The following is a 14,255-nucleotide window of genomic DNA, read 5'->3' as shown; positions in this document are numbered from 1 at the left end:
AAATCCAACAGCGTTCAGGGTTTGCCGTGCAGCGCTTCGTCGAGCAGTTCCACCCAGTGCTGCACCAGAATGGTGGTGCCGGACTGCAGATGCTGGATGCAGCCGATATTGCTGCTGACAATGCGCTGCGGCGCGGTTTCGGCCAGATGCTGAAGCTTGCGGTTGCGCAGCTCTTTCGACAGCTCGGGCTGCAGCACCGAGTAGGTGCCGGCCGAGCCGCAACACAAATGGCTTTCCAGCGGCAGCTTGACCTCGAAGCCCAGCTCGCGCAGCAGGGCCTCGGCCCCGCCGCGCACCTGTTGCGCATGCTGCAGGGTGCAGGGCGGGTGGTAGGCGAGATGGTCGACCGGCTTGTTTTTCAGCAAGGTTTTGAGTGATGCGGCGAACTGCGGCAGGTACTCGCTGATGTCTTGGCACAGCGCGCTGATGCGCTGAGCGCGTTCGGCATAGGCGGGGTCGTGCAGCAGATGGTGGCCATATTCCTTGACCATGGCGCCGCAGCCCGAGGCGTCCATCACGATGGCTTCGACCGTGCCGCTTTCCACCAGCGGCCACCAGGCATCGACATTGCGTTTCATGTCGGCCAGCGCGCCGTCGTGGTCGGAGAGATGCTGGCGAATGGCGCCGCAGCAACCGGCGCCGTCGGCCAGCAGCGGCTGCACGCCAACGGCATCGAGCACGCGGGCGGTGGCTGCGCCGATATTGGGCATGAGCGTGGGCTGCACGCAGCCGCCCAGCATCAGCACTTTGCGGGCGTGGTCGCGCTGTGGTCGTTTGCCTGCGCGCTGCCGGGGGGGCACCTTGTCGCGCAGCGCGGCGGGCACCAGCGGGCGCAGCGCCTGGCCGAGCTTGATGGCCGGGGCGAACAGGCTGGAGGTCATGCCTTCGCGCAGCGCCCAGCGGGCAAATTTTTCTCCGGCGGGACGTTCCACCTTGGCATCGACCACGGCGCGGCCGATGTCCACCAGACGGCCGTATTCCACCCCGGACGGGCAGGTGGTCTCGCAGTTGCGGCAGGTCAGGCAGCGGTCGAGGTGGAGCTGGGTGGTGCGGGTGGGCGCCTCGCCTTCGAGCACCTGTTTGATCTGGTAGATGCGGCCGCGCGGGCCGTCGAGCTCATCGCCCAGCAGTTGATAGGTGGGGCAGGTGGCGGTGCAAAAGCCGCAGTGCACGCAGTTGCGCAGAATGGCTTCGGCCTGCTGGCCTTCGGGCGTGCTGGCGAATTCGGGGCTGAGATGGGTTTCCATCGGGATCAGAAGAGAGTGGGGAACACGCCGTGCGGATCGAAGGCGGCCTTAACGTTGCGCTGAATGCGCAGCAGCGTGGCCTGCGCGGTGTCGAACACAGGCGCGCTGGCGTCGCCGCCGCGAAAGCGCGTGGCATGGCCACCGGTCTGCCGGGCCGCTTCATGAATGATGGACGCCGGCGCGGCGCTGATAAGCCAGCGCAGGCCGCCGAACCATTCCACCAACTGCGTGCCGGAAAGATCGAGCGCGGGTGCGGTGGAGGGCAGCGACAGTCGCCACAGCGCGGCCTGCGAATCGCCCGGCCAGGTGGGGGCGAACCAGGGCAGGGTCTGCTCGCGCAGCCCGGTCCAGAAAGCGGCGGCTTCCGTCTCGGCCATGCGTTCGCCACCCAGACGGGTCTGCGCGGCCTGCACGGCCGCCTGCGCGCCGCGCAGCCGCAGGGTGAGCACGCCTTTGCCGGTGCCCGCGCTGCGGTCGGGCAGCCAGGCGCTGGCGTTGAGCGGCAGGGGTTGCGCGGCCCAGGTGTTGCAGCGGGTGATGGCTTCGTCCTGCGTCATGGAGAAGCGCAGCGTGGTTTGCGCCGGGGCCACGGGCATGATTTTGAGCGACACGTCGAGAATGACCCCGAGTGAGCCGAGCGAGCCGCACAGCAGGCGCGAGACATCGAACCCGGCGACGTTTTTCATCACCTCGCCGCCGAAGCGCAGTACCTCGCCCTTGCCGCTGAGCAGCGTGGCGCCGAGCACATAGTCGCGCACCCCGCCGGCGCTGATGCGCGCCGGGCCGCTCAGGGCGCTGGCCACCATGCCGCCCAGCGTGGCGCGGCCGGTGCGGGCGAAGTGCGGCGGCTCGAAGGGCAGGAACTGGTGATGCTCGGCCAGCGCCGCCTCAATCTCGGCCAGCGGCGTGCCCGCGCGCGCGGTGATGACCAGCTCGGTCGGCTCGAAATGGGTGATGCCCGACAGCTGCGTGGCGTCGAGCGTGTGTTCGGCGGCATCCACCCCGCTGTGCTGCGCGGCGGCCCACCACGGCGCTTTGCTGCCACCGCCGTGAATGCGAATGCGTTCGCCGCGCGAGGCGGCTTCTCGCACCAGGTCTTGCCAAAGAGGAATCAGATCGTCTGCTTGCATGTACGGGACGCTGCGGCGGGGGGTCGCAGCCAAGATCGGAATGCGACGCGGTTAAAACCGGGGAAGGTTGGGAAACGGCAGCAGGCCGCCGCGCACATGCATCTTGCCGTACTCGGCGCAGCGGGCGTGGGTGGGAATCTGCTTGCCGGGATTGAGCGTTTCACCCGGATCGAAGGCGCGGCGGAAGGCGAAAAACTGCTCGCGCTCTTCAGGGCTGAACTGCACGCACATGGCGTTGATCTTCTCGAAGCCCACGCCGTGCTCGCCAGTGACCGTGCCGCCCATGGCCACGCTGGTCTCCAGAATCTCGGCGCCAAATTCTTCGGCGCGGTGCAGCTCGCCGGGCTGGTTGGCATCGAACAGGATGAGCGGGTGCAGATTGCCGTCGCCCGCATGGAACACGTTGACGCAGCGCAGCCCGTACTTGGTCTCCATGTCCTGAATGGCTTCGAGCATGTCGGCCACGCGCTTGCGCGGAATGGTGCCGTCCATGCAGTAATAGTCGGGCGAGATGCGGCCGGTGGCTGGAAAGGCGTTTTTGCGCCCGCTCCAGAAGCGCAGACGCTCGGCCTCGCTTTCGCTGCACTTGAGCTTGGTTGCCCCGCAGCGAGACAGCACTTCGGTCATGCGGCCGATTTCTTCTTCGACCTCTTCGGGCGTGCCGTCGCTCTCGCACAGCAGTATGGCCTTGGCGTCCAGGTCGTAGCCCGCGTGCACGAAGGCCTCTGCGGCCACCGTCATGGGCTGATCCATCATTTCCAACCCGGCCGGAATGATGCCCGCGGCGATGATGGCCGCCACCGCGTCGCCCGCCTTGCGCAGGTCGTCGAAGCTGGCCATGATGCAGCGCGCCAGAACGGGTTTGGGCAGCAGCTTCACCGTCACTTCGGTGACGACCATGAGCATGCCTTCGCTGCCGATCACGGCGGCCAGCAGATCGGGGCCGGGACAGTCGCAGGCCAGCCCGCCGATGGTCAGCGGCTCGCCCTCCACCGTGTAACCGCGCACCTGCAGCACGTTGTGCACGGTGAGGCCGTATTTGAGGCAATGCACGCCGCCTGAGTTTTCGGCGATGTTGCCGCCGATGGTGCAGGCGATCTGGCTGCTCGGGTCGGGCGCGTAGAACAGGCCGTGCGGCGCTGCGGCCTCCGAAATCGCCAGGTTGCGCACCCCGCATTCCACCGTGGCGGTGCGGGCGATGGGGTCGATGCGCTTGATGCGGTTGAACCGCGCCAGCGCCAACAGCACCCCGTCTTCATTGGGCAGCGCCCCGCCCGAAAGGCCGGTTCCCGCGCCCCGCGCCACCACCGGCACGTTCAGCTTGTGGCAGGCCTTGAGCACCGCCGCCACCTGCGCTTCGGTTTCCGGCAGCACGACGACCAGCGGTTTGCGCCGATAGGCCGAAAGGCCGTCGCACTCGTAGGGCGTGACCTCCTCTGGCTGCCAGAGCAGGATGTGCGGCGGCGCCACCGCACCAAGCGCGGCGACCACTTCGGCCTGCCGCGCCGCGCGCGCGGCCAGGTCAGGTTGGAGGGGGGCATTCATAGCGAGTCTTCCGGAAAAATATATTGGTTTTACTGGCAGATTATCCCGTTTGCTGCGCTGCAGCGGGGCAGGAGTAACCCGGCTTTTTGCGATTTGTCGAAGGCAAAGCTGTGTTGCGCAAAAGTCAGGGCGCGGTGTACAACGGCGAGGCAGACTGATGTCCGTTTTCGGCCAGACTTCGTTGCGCTGTGCGACTAGAGTGAGGGCATGCAACTCGATCCCGACACCTGCTACAGCGCGCTGCTCACCCGCGACCGCCGCTTCGACGGCTGGTTTTACGTCGGCGTGTCGTCCACCGGGGTGTATTGTCGGCCGGTGTGTGCGGTGCGCACGCCGCTCAAACGCAATTGCAGCTTCTATTCCAGCGCGGCGGCGGCCGAGCAGGCGGGCTATCGGCCTTGTCTGCGTTGCCGTCCCGAACTGGCGCCGGGGCACGGCGTGCTCGACCTCTCGGGCCAGTTGGCCCGCGCTGCCGCTGCGCTGATCAACCAGGGGCTGACCAATCCCGCCGGATTGAGCGCCGTGGCCCGGCGCGTGGGCGTCACGCCGCGGCATTTGCGGCGCATCTTCGAGGCGGAGTTCGGCGTCTCGCCTGTGGCGTATGCGCAGACGCAGCGGCTGCTGCTGGCCAAGGGTCTGCTCACGGACACAACGCTGCCGATGGCGGCGGTGGCTGGCGCGGCAGGCTTTGGCAGCGTGCGGCGGTTCAACCATCTGTTTCGCACCCGCTATGGGTTGACGCCGCTGAGCCTGCGGCGCACGGGCGGGGCCTGCGGGCAGGAAGACCGGCTCACCGTGTCGCTCGCCTACCGGCCCCCCTACGCCTGGAGGCAGATGATCGACTTTCTGGCGCGTCGCGCGGTGGACGGTGTGGAGCGCGTCACCGCCGATGGCTACGGCCGCGCGGTGGCGTTCGCCGCCGAGCCGGGGGCGCCGCCGGTTACCGGCTGGATCGCGGTGAACCATGACCCTGAGCGCCACAGCCTGCGCCTCACCCTGCCGCCGCGGCTGGCGCGGCACATCGGCCGCATCGTGGGCGGTGTGCGGCGCTTGTTCGACCTCGATGCCCGCCCCGATCTGATCGACGCCCATCTGCCCGAATTCGCCGCCGAGGCGCCCGGCCTGCGCATTCCCGGCGCCTTCGACGGGTTCGAGATCGCCATGCGCGCCGTGGTCGGCCAGCAGATCGGCCTGCCGCAGGCGCGCCTCATTCTTGGCCGCCTGGCGCAGCGTCACGGCACCTCCGTGCCCGATGCGCCCGATGCGCCCGACGGTCTGCGCCGCACCTTGCCCGACGCGGCCACGCTCGCCGCCTGCACCCCCGAGGCGCTGCGCGCCTGCGGCCTGACCGGCGCCCGCGCCCTCAGCCTGCACGCGCTGGCGCTGGCCGTGACCGAGGGACGCGTGGCGCTGCAGCCGCTCGCCCCGGTCGAGCCCACGCTTGCGGCGCTGCAGGCTCTGCCCGGCATCGGCGACTGGACGGCGCAGGTGATTGCGCTGCGCGGTCTGGGCTGGCCGAATGCCTTTCCCGCCGGCGATTTGGTGTTGCGCAAACAACTCGGCCTGGCCCGTCCGGCCGACATGCTGGCCCATGCCGCGCGCTGGGCGCCGTGGCGGGGCTATGCCGCGGTGCATCTGTGGCGCCGCGCGACTGAAGGAGAAACATCGTGAAAGCCGTCTTGGTCATGGACAGCCCGCTGGGCGCGTTGCAACTCACCGCCGTGGAAGATGGGCTCACTGCCCTGAGTTTTCTCGACGACGCAAAGCCTCCAACCGCCGCCGACACACCTCTGCTGCAGCGCGCCCGCGAGCAACTTCAAGCCTATTTCAGCGGCGACGCCATCACCTTCGATCTGCCCTTGCGGCCCCAGGGCACGCCGTTCCAGCAGGCGGTCTGGCGGGCGCTGCAGACCGTACCCTACGGACAGACGATCAGCTATGCGCTGCTCGCGCAGCGGCTGGGCCTGCCCGCCAGCCATGCGCGCGCCGTGGGTGCGGCAGTGGGGCGCAACCCGCTGCTCATCATCGTGCCCTGCCACCGCATCATCGGCCATGACGGCAGCTCGACCGGCTACGCTGCCGGCCTGCCGCGCAAGCAGGCGCTGCTCGATCTCGAACGCGCCGCCTGAGCATGACGACCAGCGCTGCGCATCATCCGGATCACGCCCATGCCTTTCATCGAACTGTTTTTGCTCGCCGCCATCTGGGGCGCTTCTTTTCTTTTTCTGCGCATCGCCGTGCCCGAGTTCGGGCCGCTGCCGCTTATCGCGCTGCGCGTGGGCATCGCCTCGCTGGTGCTGCTGCCGGTGCTGCGAACCGCCGCGGCGCGCGCCCAGTTTCGCCACAAACTCTGGCCGCTGCTGGTCGTCGGGGTGACCAACTCTGCGTTGCCGTTCACCCTGTTCGCCGTGGGTGCGCTGCACTTGGGCGCGGGCTTCGAGGCCATACTGAATGCCACCACCCCGCTGTGGGCGGCGATGTTGGGGGCGACGCTGTTCGGCGCGCCGATCGGCCGGGCGCAGATCGTCGGGCTGGGCGTCGGCCTGCTCGGCGTGGTCGTGCTGGTGGGCGATCAGCCCGGCCTCTCGCAGGGGGCTGCGCCGTGGGCTGTTGCTGCGGTGCTGCTGGCGCCTGTGTCCTATGGCTTTGCCGTGCATTACGCCCGCCGCCATCTGGCCGGGGTCGATCCGGCGCTCACCGCGTTCGGCAGCCAGCTCACGGCCATGGTGCTGCTCGCTCTGCCCGCTGCATTCACCTGGCCTGCGCACGCGGTGCAGGGCGACATCTGGGCCGCCGTGGTGGCGCTGGGCGTGCTGTGCACCGGGCTGGCTTATGTGGTGTATTTCCGCCTCGTGGCGCAGGTCGGCGCGGCTTACGCCGCCTCGGTCACCTTCCTCATTCCGGTGTTCGGCATGCTCTGGGGCGCGCTGTTTCTGCAGGAAGCCGTCACCGGCGCCATGCTGGCGGGCTGCGCGATCATCCTGGCGGGCACCGCGCTGGCGAGCGGACAGTGGAAGCGGTTGGTGGGCCTGCGGGCGTAGGCCGTCCATCCCCGGCGGTTTGAGGCCGTGCAGGCGCTTAGGACGACGGCCTGTGCAGGCGACCTTCAGCTTCGCTTCAGGAACTCCGATCGCTGGAAAAGAACGAAAAAATCGCCGCGGCGACATCCATGCGCTGCGGCGTTGGATTCAGTTTGAGATAGGAGTTCGATCATGAAGATTCAATCCAAAATCCTGGTCGCAGCGCTGGCGATGACCCTGCCCGCGCTGGCCTTGGCAGCGCAGCCGCTTGCGGTGCGTTACGACGGGCATGACATGCCCATGCACCAGACGGTGGAGGTCATGCACACGGCCGCAGGCCCGGTGCAGGTCAAGACCTGGACTTGGCAAAGCCCGCAGGGCCATGCGCGGGTGGTGATCGAGCAAAGCTCGGGCGCAGCCGCCCCTGCCTGGGCGCTGCGGCAGATGCACGCGCAGTTTGCGCCGATGCAGCAGCTGATCGAGCGGGTGGACGCGCAGATGAATGCGCAGATGAACGCGGTGTTCGGGCCGATGTCCACCCTGCGTGTGCTGTTGCCGCAGTCGCCGTGGCCGATGCCGCCGGTGCTGCCCACGATGGTGCTGTTGACGCCGCTGCAAACCCCGCAAGCGCAACCGCCACAGCAGCACCCGGCGGCTCCGGCCGCGCATCCGGCGCAGCGCTGGCAGGCGTAAAACCCCCGCGCGGCAGCGCCGCTTGCAGCGGGCCACTTGCCAGCGTCATGACAGCATGAAATACTGTGTGTAAAAACAGTATTCCGGCGCGCCGTGCAAGCGGCGCGGGCTGCCATGACACTGCGTTGCCTGCTGGTCGATTTCAATTCCTACTTCGCCTCGGTGGAGCAGCAGCTTTGCCCTGAGTTGCGCGGGCGGCCGGTGGGCGTGGTGCCGATGCTGGCCGACACCACCTGCTGCATCGCTGCCAGCTACGAGGCCAAGGCGTTTGGTGTGAAGACGGGCACGCAGGTGGCCGAGGCGCGCCGGTTGTGCCCGGGCATCGTATTCGTGGTGGCGCGGCATGCCGAGTATGTGCAGATTCACCACCGCGCTGTGGCGGTGGTGGACACCATCGCGCCGGTGGAGCAAGTGCTGTCCATCGATGAGATGGCCTGCAGCCTGCCGATGGGCTGGACCAGCCGCGAGCGCGCCACGCAACTGGCGCTGCGCCTCAAGGCCGCGCTGCGCGAGGCGCTGGGCGAGTGCCTGCGTGTCTCGGTGGGCATCGCGCCCAATGTGTTTCTCGCCAAGCAGGCGTCCAATCTGCAAAAGCCCGACGGTCTGGTGGTGATCGACGCGAGCGATCTGCCCGGCCCGCTGCTGCGCATGCAGCTCACCGATCTCACCGGCATCAATGTGCGCATGCTCGCGCGGCTGCAGGCGCAGGGCATCCACAGCGTGGAGCAGCTCTGGCGGGCGCGGCGCGAGCAACTTCGCGTGGTGTGGGGCGGCATGGCGGGCGAGGCGTTTTACGACCGGCTGCACGGGCTGGCGTCTGGTGTGCAGGCCGCCAATCCGCGGCGTTCGCTCGGCCATTCGCATGTGCTGCCGCCGGAGATGCGCAGCGCCGAGGGCGCGCTGGCCGTGCTCGACCGCCTCACGCAAAAAGCCGCGATGCGCCTGCGCCGCGAGCACCTGCTGGCCGGCGCTATGACCGTGATGCTCAAGCTCACCCGTCGGCACGGCGAGCGTCTGCGTCCCGAGCGCGGCGCCCGCTTCGCGCCGACGGCCGACACCCGCGCCCTGCTGCACACCCTGCGCGAGCTGTGGCCCGGCATGGTGCCTGCGGGCTGGGCGCCGATGAAGGTGGCCATGCTGCTGCACGATCTGCGCCAGCCCGGGCAGACCAGCGCCAGCCTGTTCGAGGGCGATGTGCCCGGCTCGGCTGCGGAGCAGGCCGCGCTGTGGAGCGCGGTCGATGCCCTCAACGTGCGCTACGGCCGCCACACCATCTATTGCGGCAGCGGCTACCAGGGGCGGGAGGAAGCCCCCATGCGCATCGCGTTCAACCACATCCCCGATCTCGAAACGGAGGGGTAAATCGTGATCAGACCGCTTGCTGAACCTCTTTCGCCGGATGGCCCAGCAGGTTGACATGGGATTTCAGAAATTCGAGAAAAGTGGCGGCCACCACGGAGACGCGCTTTTCTTTCGATCTGACCAGGTACCAAGAGCGTCGAATAGGAAAACCTTCAACGTCGAGGACGCAAACCTGATGGTTCAAATGATCCTCGCCGATCGTACTGTCCGAGAGGATGGCAAGGCCCAGGCCGCCGGCCACCGCTTGTTTGATGGCCTCGTTGCTCCCCAATTCCATGCGAATGTTCGGGCGCACGCCATGCTCTTCGAAGAGTCGCTCCATCGTCAAACGCGTTCCAGAGCCCCGCTCTCGAACGAGAAAGTGCTCTTGCGCCAGTTCGGCAAAACGAACGGTGCGCCCCAACGTCGTCAGCCGGTGTGACGAGGGCGCCAAGACGACGAGCGAGTTTTCGAGAAAAGGCTCGCACTCGATGTTCATCCCATCGGGCGGGACGCCCATGACGTAAATGTCGTCTTGGTTGCGTGCAAGGCGCTCAAGCAGACGATCTCGGTTGATCACTTCCAGCGCAATGTCGATGCCGGGATATTGCGCGCAGAAGGGGCCGAGCAAGCGGGGCATGAAGTATTTGGTCGTGGTGACGGAGGCGATTCGGAGTCGACCTTTTTTCACCCCCTTCATGTCGGCAATGGTTTGCTCAAACCGGCCCCACGTTTCCAGCCAGTCGCCACAGGTGGCGTAGAGGTGCTCTCCGGCCTCGGTGAGAAAGACTTTCTTACCGATTTGCTCCAGCAGGGCAAGACCAATTTCATCGCTGAGCAAACGAATCTGCTTCGAGACCGTGGGTTGTGTCACATGAAGTTCTTCAGCGGCCCTCGAAAAGCTCCGCAGCCGTGCGACGGCCTCGAAGGTGCGCAACTGCCTCAAGCTGACATGCATCATGTCCGATCCTTTATGTATAGCTTTTTGTCTATGGTTTTTATTCTAATTATTCATTATTAATTTTGTCAGGTACTCCATAGACTGAGTTCCGCTGCACCACTGTTCTGCCGGAACAACCTCTAGGAGATATGCCATGTCGCCCTCATGGAATTCGCTCGGTCCACTGCTCGCCCTGTGCGTGCCCCTTGCCTTATTGGTCGTCGGCTGCGTTCCGACTGCGTGGGCCAACGCACGGCCTCGATTGATTGCACGGTTGAATGAAGCCATGGCCTGGCTGGCCTTCGTGCTGGCTATCACTGCTGGATTGCTCGGCACGCTGCAGGGCTCCACGCACACTTTCACCGTGGCATCCGCTGCGCTCCCTGCGGAACTGGGGCATCTGACCCTCTCGATTTATCTGAACGCGCTGACGATCATGATGCTGCTGCTGGTGTCCTTTGTGGGCGTGGTCGTATCGCGTTATTCCAAAAACTATCTTGCGGGCGACGCGCAACAGGGCCGGTTTCATAAGTGGCTCGCTTTGACCCTGGCCAGCATTCTCAGCTTGATCGTGTCGGGCAATCTTTTGATGTTCGCCTTGGCATGGATCGCCACCAGTCTGAGCTTGCATCAGCTTTTGATGTTTTACAGAAAGCGGCCGATTGCCGTGCTGTCTGCACACAAAAAATTCGTCGCCAGCCGCATCAGTGATGCCAGCCTTCTGCTCGCTATCGTTTTGATTGGCTCGACACTCCACACGCTGGAGTTCGAGCGCCTGTTTCAACTGATGGCGGCGTTCAGAGGCGAGATGCCGATGAAACTGCAGATCGCGAGTTACCTCATTGTTTTGAGCGCGGCATTGAAATCGGCGCAGTTTCCTCTGCATGGCTGGCTGCTGCAGGTCATGGAAGCACCGACACCGGTGTCGGCGCTTCTCCATGCGGGCATCGTGAATGCCGGAGCTTTTTTGGTGATTCGCATGAGCCCCATCCTGTCGCATTCCACAGGAGCGCTCGTCGCGCTGACCCTCATCGGGCTGGTCACCCTGGTGCTTGCTTCCCTGGTGATGTTGACGCAAACCAGCGTCAAGGTCTCTCTTGCCTGGTCAACCACTGCACAGATGGGATTCATGCTGCTCGAATGCGGCCTCGGGCTGTATAGCCTCGCCATGCTGCATCTCGTTGCACACTCGCTTTATAAAGCCCATGCTTTTCTGGCATCGGGCAGTGCAGTCGATGCCTTTCGGGCGCCCGCCCTGCAAGCGTCCCCCAAAGGCTTTGATCTTGTGCGGCTGATTGCCGCCCTCGCGCTTGGCGTGACCGCGTCACTCGGTATCGGCTCGCTATTGGGTGTCTATTGGCACGGGCAGGACACCTTGCTCGTTGTGGGCGTCATTCTGGCGGTGTCCATGAGTCAACTCGTGTTGCAGGCAGCCACGGCGCTGGGGCTGGTGCCTGCCTTGGTCATGGCGGGGGGGATGAGCGCGCTTCTATGCACGACCTACTTTGTGTTGCACGCATTGTTCGATCGCTTGCTGCTGAACAGTGTTTTGCCGGTGTCGGGGCTTGCTCACACGGCTTACAGCGTGCTCGTGCCCGTCGTGAGCGTGACGTTCGTCGCGCTGTTGATGATGCAGCAATTCCTGCAGGCGAGTGCTTCTCCGGCGCGTTTCAGGCTGTATGTGCACCTCTACAACGGGCTGTATGTCGATGTCTATGTCACCCGTCTGCTGCAAAAGTTGTGGCCTGTTCCCCAAACCAATGAAATTCAACTTCAAGGAGCTTGAGATGAACCTCGCCGACATGCCTACGCTGATGGAGCCAACCTTGTCGATTGATCCTCAGATCGACGCCGCCTGCGGCCGAATCGCGCCGCTCTGGCCGCTGAAGAATTTTGTGGCCGTCAATCCATTTTTTGGGCTGCGTGATCACGACTTTCAGAGCGCCTCTGATCTACTGGCTCGTGTCATGGGCACGAGCCTCTACATGCCGCGCACCTATTTCCAGGAGCAGGTGGCTCAAGGCCGGATCGGCAGCAAGGACATTCGCCAAGCGATCAGGCTCTGCGGCAGCACGCTCAGCCTGGAGGACGTTCAGGAAGCTCTGGCCACAGACCGCCCTCAGCCCCGCATGGGCATGGCGACCGTGAGTGATCTGCTCGACAAAGTCGAGGGAGGTCTGTGGACGCGATTTGTCGTTGAACGCATCAGCATGCACTGCGCCGCGTACTTCGACATCGGCCAGGCCGTCATTCCCATGCCCTATCGTGACCAATCGTTGTTTGCCGCCTGGCGGGAGACCGCCACCATTGACCAGAGCCCGGCGTTGATGGGGTTGCGTGGCCTGCGCGCTGCCATCGCCGAGGTTCCGCATGCCCCACGGGATGCGATTGCATGGGCCGTCGAGAAGCTCGACATTCCTGCAGAGGCCACCGAGCGCTATCTTCACGCCGCTTTGCTGAGCGTGGGGGGATGGGCCGCCTGGACGCGATACCTGAAGTGGCAAGCGGAACTCTCAGGCCAGACCGATGCGTCGATCGTCGATCTTCTGGCGATTCGTCTGGTCTGGGATGTCTTGCTGTTTCAGGAGAAGGGCAGTGCTGCACTTCAGGCCCGCTGGCGGGAGATGCTCGCAGCCAGCATGCGTGCGCCATCGGCCAGACGCCGTGCGGCTGCGGAGGTCGACAGAATCTTGCTCAGTGCCATGGAAATCGGGTTTCAGAACTCGGTGCTCGCAGCGCTGAAAGAAGCACAGCGTCCGCAGCCGCTGCCGACGCGCCCCGCTGTGCAGGCTGCTTTTTGTATTGATGTCCGCTCAGAGATATTCCGCCGCTCGCTGGAAATCGTGGCGCCGTCGATACAGACCATCGGCTTTGCCGGGTTCTTCGGAATTTTCATTGAGGTCGTTCCGCTGGGCGCCGATTGCGGGCACTCTCACGTGCCGATTCTGTTCACCCCCAGCTATTGTTTGCAAGAGCAGGGTGGAGACGAAACGGATCAACTGCGTCAACAGCGCCGAGCTCGGTTGAAATGGGCGAAGGTGTGGAAGGGTTTCAAATTTTCGGCGTCCTCCTGTTTTTCTTTTGTGGAGTCTGCCGGGCTGACCTACGCGCCCAAACTTCTGTCGGACAGCATGGGCTGGTCTCGACCCGTTCCTGACCCTAAAACGCAGGGCATCGGCCGGAAAAGGGCGCTGGCTCTTTCGCCGAGTTTGTTGCCCAAGACAAGTGATGCGTGCTGCTCGCATCACGGCGCAACAGGAATTCCGCAGGACCAACGGGTTGAGAACGCGGAAAGAATCTTGCGCGCCATGGGCCTGACCGGGCCATTTGCGCGCCTTGTCTTGCTCGTTGGGCATGGCAGCAGTTCTGTGAACAATCCGCATGCCACGAGTCTGGACTGCGGCGCGTGTGCCGGACAGACAGGCGAGGCGAGTGCGAAAGTGGTTGCAGCGCTATTCAACGACAAGCAGGTTCGGGTGGAACTGGCACGCCGTGGCATTCTCATTCCAGAAGACACCTGGTTCCTGGCGGCCTTGCATGACACGACGACCGACATCGTGCAGGTGTTCGATGCGCATGCCGTACCGCATGACCTGGCGCCTGATCTCGCCAACCTTGAACGCGCACTCGAACAGGCTGGCGATTTGACCCGCATGCAGCGTGCTTCGTCGATGGGCATCGATGCAATGACAGATCGCGATGTCGCCCAGCATGTGCAGGCGCGCAGCCGGGATTGGTCGCAAGTGCGCCCTGAATGGGCGCTGGCCAATAACGCCGCCTTCATTGCCGCCCCCAGGTTCCGTACACGTGGCGCCGACCTTGGCGGGCGCGCCTTCTTGCATGACTATGTTTGGAAAAACGATGCCGACTTCAAGGTGCTCGAGCTCATCATGACCGCCCCGATGGTCGTCGCCAACTGGATCAACATGCAGTACTACGGCTCGGTTGTCGACAATTCACGCTTCGGAAGCGGCAACAAGGTGCTTCACAACGTGGTGGGTGGCGCCATCGGCGTTCTGGAAGGCAACGGAGGTGATCTGCGGGTGGGCCTGCCCCTGCAGTCTTTACATGACGGTAGCCGTTGGATGCATGAGCCTTTGCGGCTCAGCGTCTATCTGGAGGCGCCAGCTGAAGCGATCGACAACATCATTGCTCGCCATGAAATGATCCGCCAATTGGTGGACAACAAATGGCTTCACATTTTTCGCATTGACGAGAGCGCAGAGGTGATCCGGCGTTTGGTAACGGAGGACGGATGCTGCTGGCAACCAGTCAGCCTTGAAAGCGAAAAAGCGATGACGGCACAGAGTTCATTCCAGACGGCACTACGCCCCTGAGT

At 64.8% G+C, this 14,255-nt stretch carries 11 protein-coding genes; 7 read left to right on the top strand and 4 right to left on the bottom strand.

The annotated features are described in order from the left end of the window. Nucleotides 1–14: 14 nt before the first annotated feature. Genes glcF through B3H47_RS04310 form a run of 3 tightly spaced genes read right to left on the bottom strand, consistent with a single transcriptional unit; the run spans nucleotide 15 to nucleotide 3,922 of the window. The gene (glcF, locus tag B3H47_RS04320) at nucleotides 15–1,247 is read right to left on the bottom strand and encodes a glycolate oxidase subunit GlcF (protein ID WP_286986192.1); all 1,233 of its coding nucleotides are present in this window, start codon (nucleotides 1,245–1,247) and stop codon (nucleotides 15–17) included. A gap of 5 nt (nucleotides 1,248–1,252) precedes the next feature. Then, entirely contained in the window at nucleotides 1,253–2,377 is a 1,125-nt protein-coding gene (glcE, locus tag B3H47_RS04315; RefSeq protein WP_013104852.1) for a glycolate oxidase subunit GlcE, read from the bottom strand. A 51-nt stretch (nucleotides 2,378–2,428) separates the two neighbouring features. Continuing rightward, nucleotides 2,429–3,922: an FAD-linked oxidase C-terminal domain-containing protein gene (locus B3H47_RS04310; RefSeq protein WP_276707438.1), complete on the bottom strand. Its 1,494-nt coding sequence runs from the start codon at nucleotides 3,920–3,922 to the stop codon at nucleotides 2,429–2,431. A 207-nt stretch (nucleotides 3,923–4,129) separates the two neighbouring features. Here B3H47_RS04310 and B3H47_RS04305 point away from each other — a divergent pair, with 207 nt between their 5' ends. The 5 genes from B3H47_RS04305 to B3H47_RS04285 all read left to right on the top strand — a co-directional run bounded on the left by B3H47_RS04305 (nucleotide 4,130) and on the right by B3H47_RS04285 (nucleotide 8,997). Continuing rightward, on the top strand, nucleotides 4,130–5,593 hold the full coding sequence (locus tag B3H47_RS04305; RefSeq protein WP_276707436.1) for an AlkA N-terminal domain-containing protein: 1,464 nt from the start codon (nucleotides 4,130–4,132) through the stop codon (nucleotides 5,591–5,593). Next, on the top strand, nucleotides 5,590–6,051 hold the full coding sequence (locus B3H47_RS04300; RefSeq protein WP_276707435.1) for a methylated-DNA--[protein]-cysteine S-methyltransferase: 462 nt from the start codon (nucleotides 5,590–5,592) through the stop codon (nucleotides 6,049–6,051). Before B3H47_RS04305 ends, B3H47_RS04300 begins: the two co-directional genes overlap by 4 nt. Nucleotides 6,052–6,090: 39 nt before the next feature. Continuing rightward, on the top strand, nucleotides 6,091–6,963 hold the full coding sequence (locus tag B3H47_RS04295) for a DMT family transporter (protein ID WP_276707433.1): 873 nt from the start codon (nucleotides 6,091–6,093) through the stop codon (nucleotides 6,961–6,963). 171 nt (nucleotides 6,964–7,134) lie between these two features. Continuing rightward, on the top strand, nucleotides 7,135–7,635 hold the full coding sequence (locus tag B3H47_RS04290) for a hypothetical protein (protein ID WP_286986191.1): 501 nt from the start codon (nucleotides 7,135–7,137) through the stop codon (nucleotides 7,633–7,635). 114 nt (nucleotides 7,636–7,749) lie between these two features. Further along, a complete protein-coding gene (locus B3H47_RS04285) occupies nucleotides 7,750–8,997 on the top strand; it encodes a Y-family DNA polymerase (protein WP_276707430.1) in 1,248 nt (415 codons plus the stop codon). Between the two features lie 7 nt (nucleotides 8,998–9,004). Here B3H47_RS04285 and B3H47_RS04280 read toward each other — a convergent pair whose 3' ends face one another. Beyond that, nucleotides 9,005–9,937 carry a LysR family transcriptional regulator gene (locus B3H47_RS04280; RefSeq protein WP_276707428.1) on the bottom strand — a complete coding sequence of 311 codons (933 nt, stop codon included), beginning with the start codon at nucleotides 9,935–9,937 and terminating at the stop codon, nucleotides 9,005–9,007. 133 nt (nucleotides 9,938–10,070) lie between these two features. Here B3H47_RS04280 and B3H47_RS04275 point away from each other — a divergent pair, with 133 nt between their 5' ends. Together B3H47_RS04275 and B3H47_RS04270 are read left to right on the top strand one after the other, a co-directional pair. Continuing rightward, nucleotides 10,071–11,702, top strand: coding sequence for an NADH-quinone oxidoreductase subunit L (locus B3H47_RS04275; RefSeq protein WP_286986190.1), 1,632 nt, complete (start codon nucleotides 10,071–10,073; stop codon nucleotides 11,700–11,702). A gap of 1 nt (nucleotide 11,703) precedes the next feature. Continuing rightward, on the top strand, nucleotides 11,704–14,253 hold the full coding sequence (locus tag B3H47_RS04270) for a YbcC family protein (protein WP_276707424.1): 2,550 nt from the start codon (nucleotides 11,704–11,706) through the stop codon (nucleotides 14,251–14,253). Nucleotides 14,254–14,255 lie beyond the last annotated feature (2 nt).

Source organism: Thiomonas sp. UBA7699 (assembly GCF_002482605.1).
Lineage (GTDB): Bacteria > Pseudomonadota > Gammaproteobacteria > Burkholderiales > Burkholderiaceae_C > Thiomonas > Thiomonas arsenitoxydans.
This window is presented reverse-complemented; position numbering and strand designations above follow the sequence as displayed.

Excerpts from the sequence above, each read along its gene's own strand:
- glcE (WP_013104852.1), bottom strand. The coding sequence starts at position 2,377 with ATGCAAGCAGACGATCTGATTCCTCTTTGGCAAGACCTGGTGCGAGAA.
- B3H47_RS04290 (WP_286986191.1), top strand. The coding sequence starts at position 7,135 with ATGAAGATTCAATCCAAAATCCTGGTCGCAGCGCTGGCGATGACCCTG.
- B3H47_RS04275 (WP_286986190.1), top strand. The coding sequence starts at position 10,071 with ATGTCGCCCTCATGGAATTCGCTCGGTCCACTGCTCGCCCTGTGCGTG.
- B3H47_RS04305 (WP_276707436.1), top strand. The coding sequence starts at position 4,130 with ATGCAACTCGATCCCGACACCTGCTACAGCGCGCTGCTCACCCGCGAC.
- B3H47_RS04270 (WP_276707424.1), top strand. The coding sequence starts at position 11,704 with ATGAACCTCGCCGACATGCCTACGCTGATGGAGCCAACCTTGTCGATT.
- B3H47_RS04280 (WP_276707428.1), bottom strand. The coding sequence starts at position 9,937 with ATGATGCATGTCAGCTTGAGGCAGTTGCGCACCTTCGAGGCCGTCGCA.
- B3H47_RS04310 (WP_276707438.1), bottom strand. The coding sequence starts at position 3,922 with ATGAATGCCCCCCTCCAACCTGACCTGGCCGCGCGCGCGGCGCGGCAG.
- glcF (WP_286986192.1), bottom strand. The coding sequence starts at position 1,247 with ATGGAAACCCATCTCAGCCCCGAATTCGCCAGCACGCCCGAAGGCCAG.
- B3H47_RS04285 (WP_276707430.1), top strand. The coding sequence starts at position 7,750 with ATGACACTGCGTTGCCTGCTGGTCGATTTCAATTCCTACTTCGCCTCG.
- B3H47_RS04295 (WP_276707433.1), top strand. The coding sequence starts at position 6,091 with ATGCCTTTCATCGAACTGTTTTTGCTCGCCGCCATCTGGGGCGCTTCT.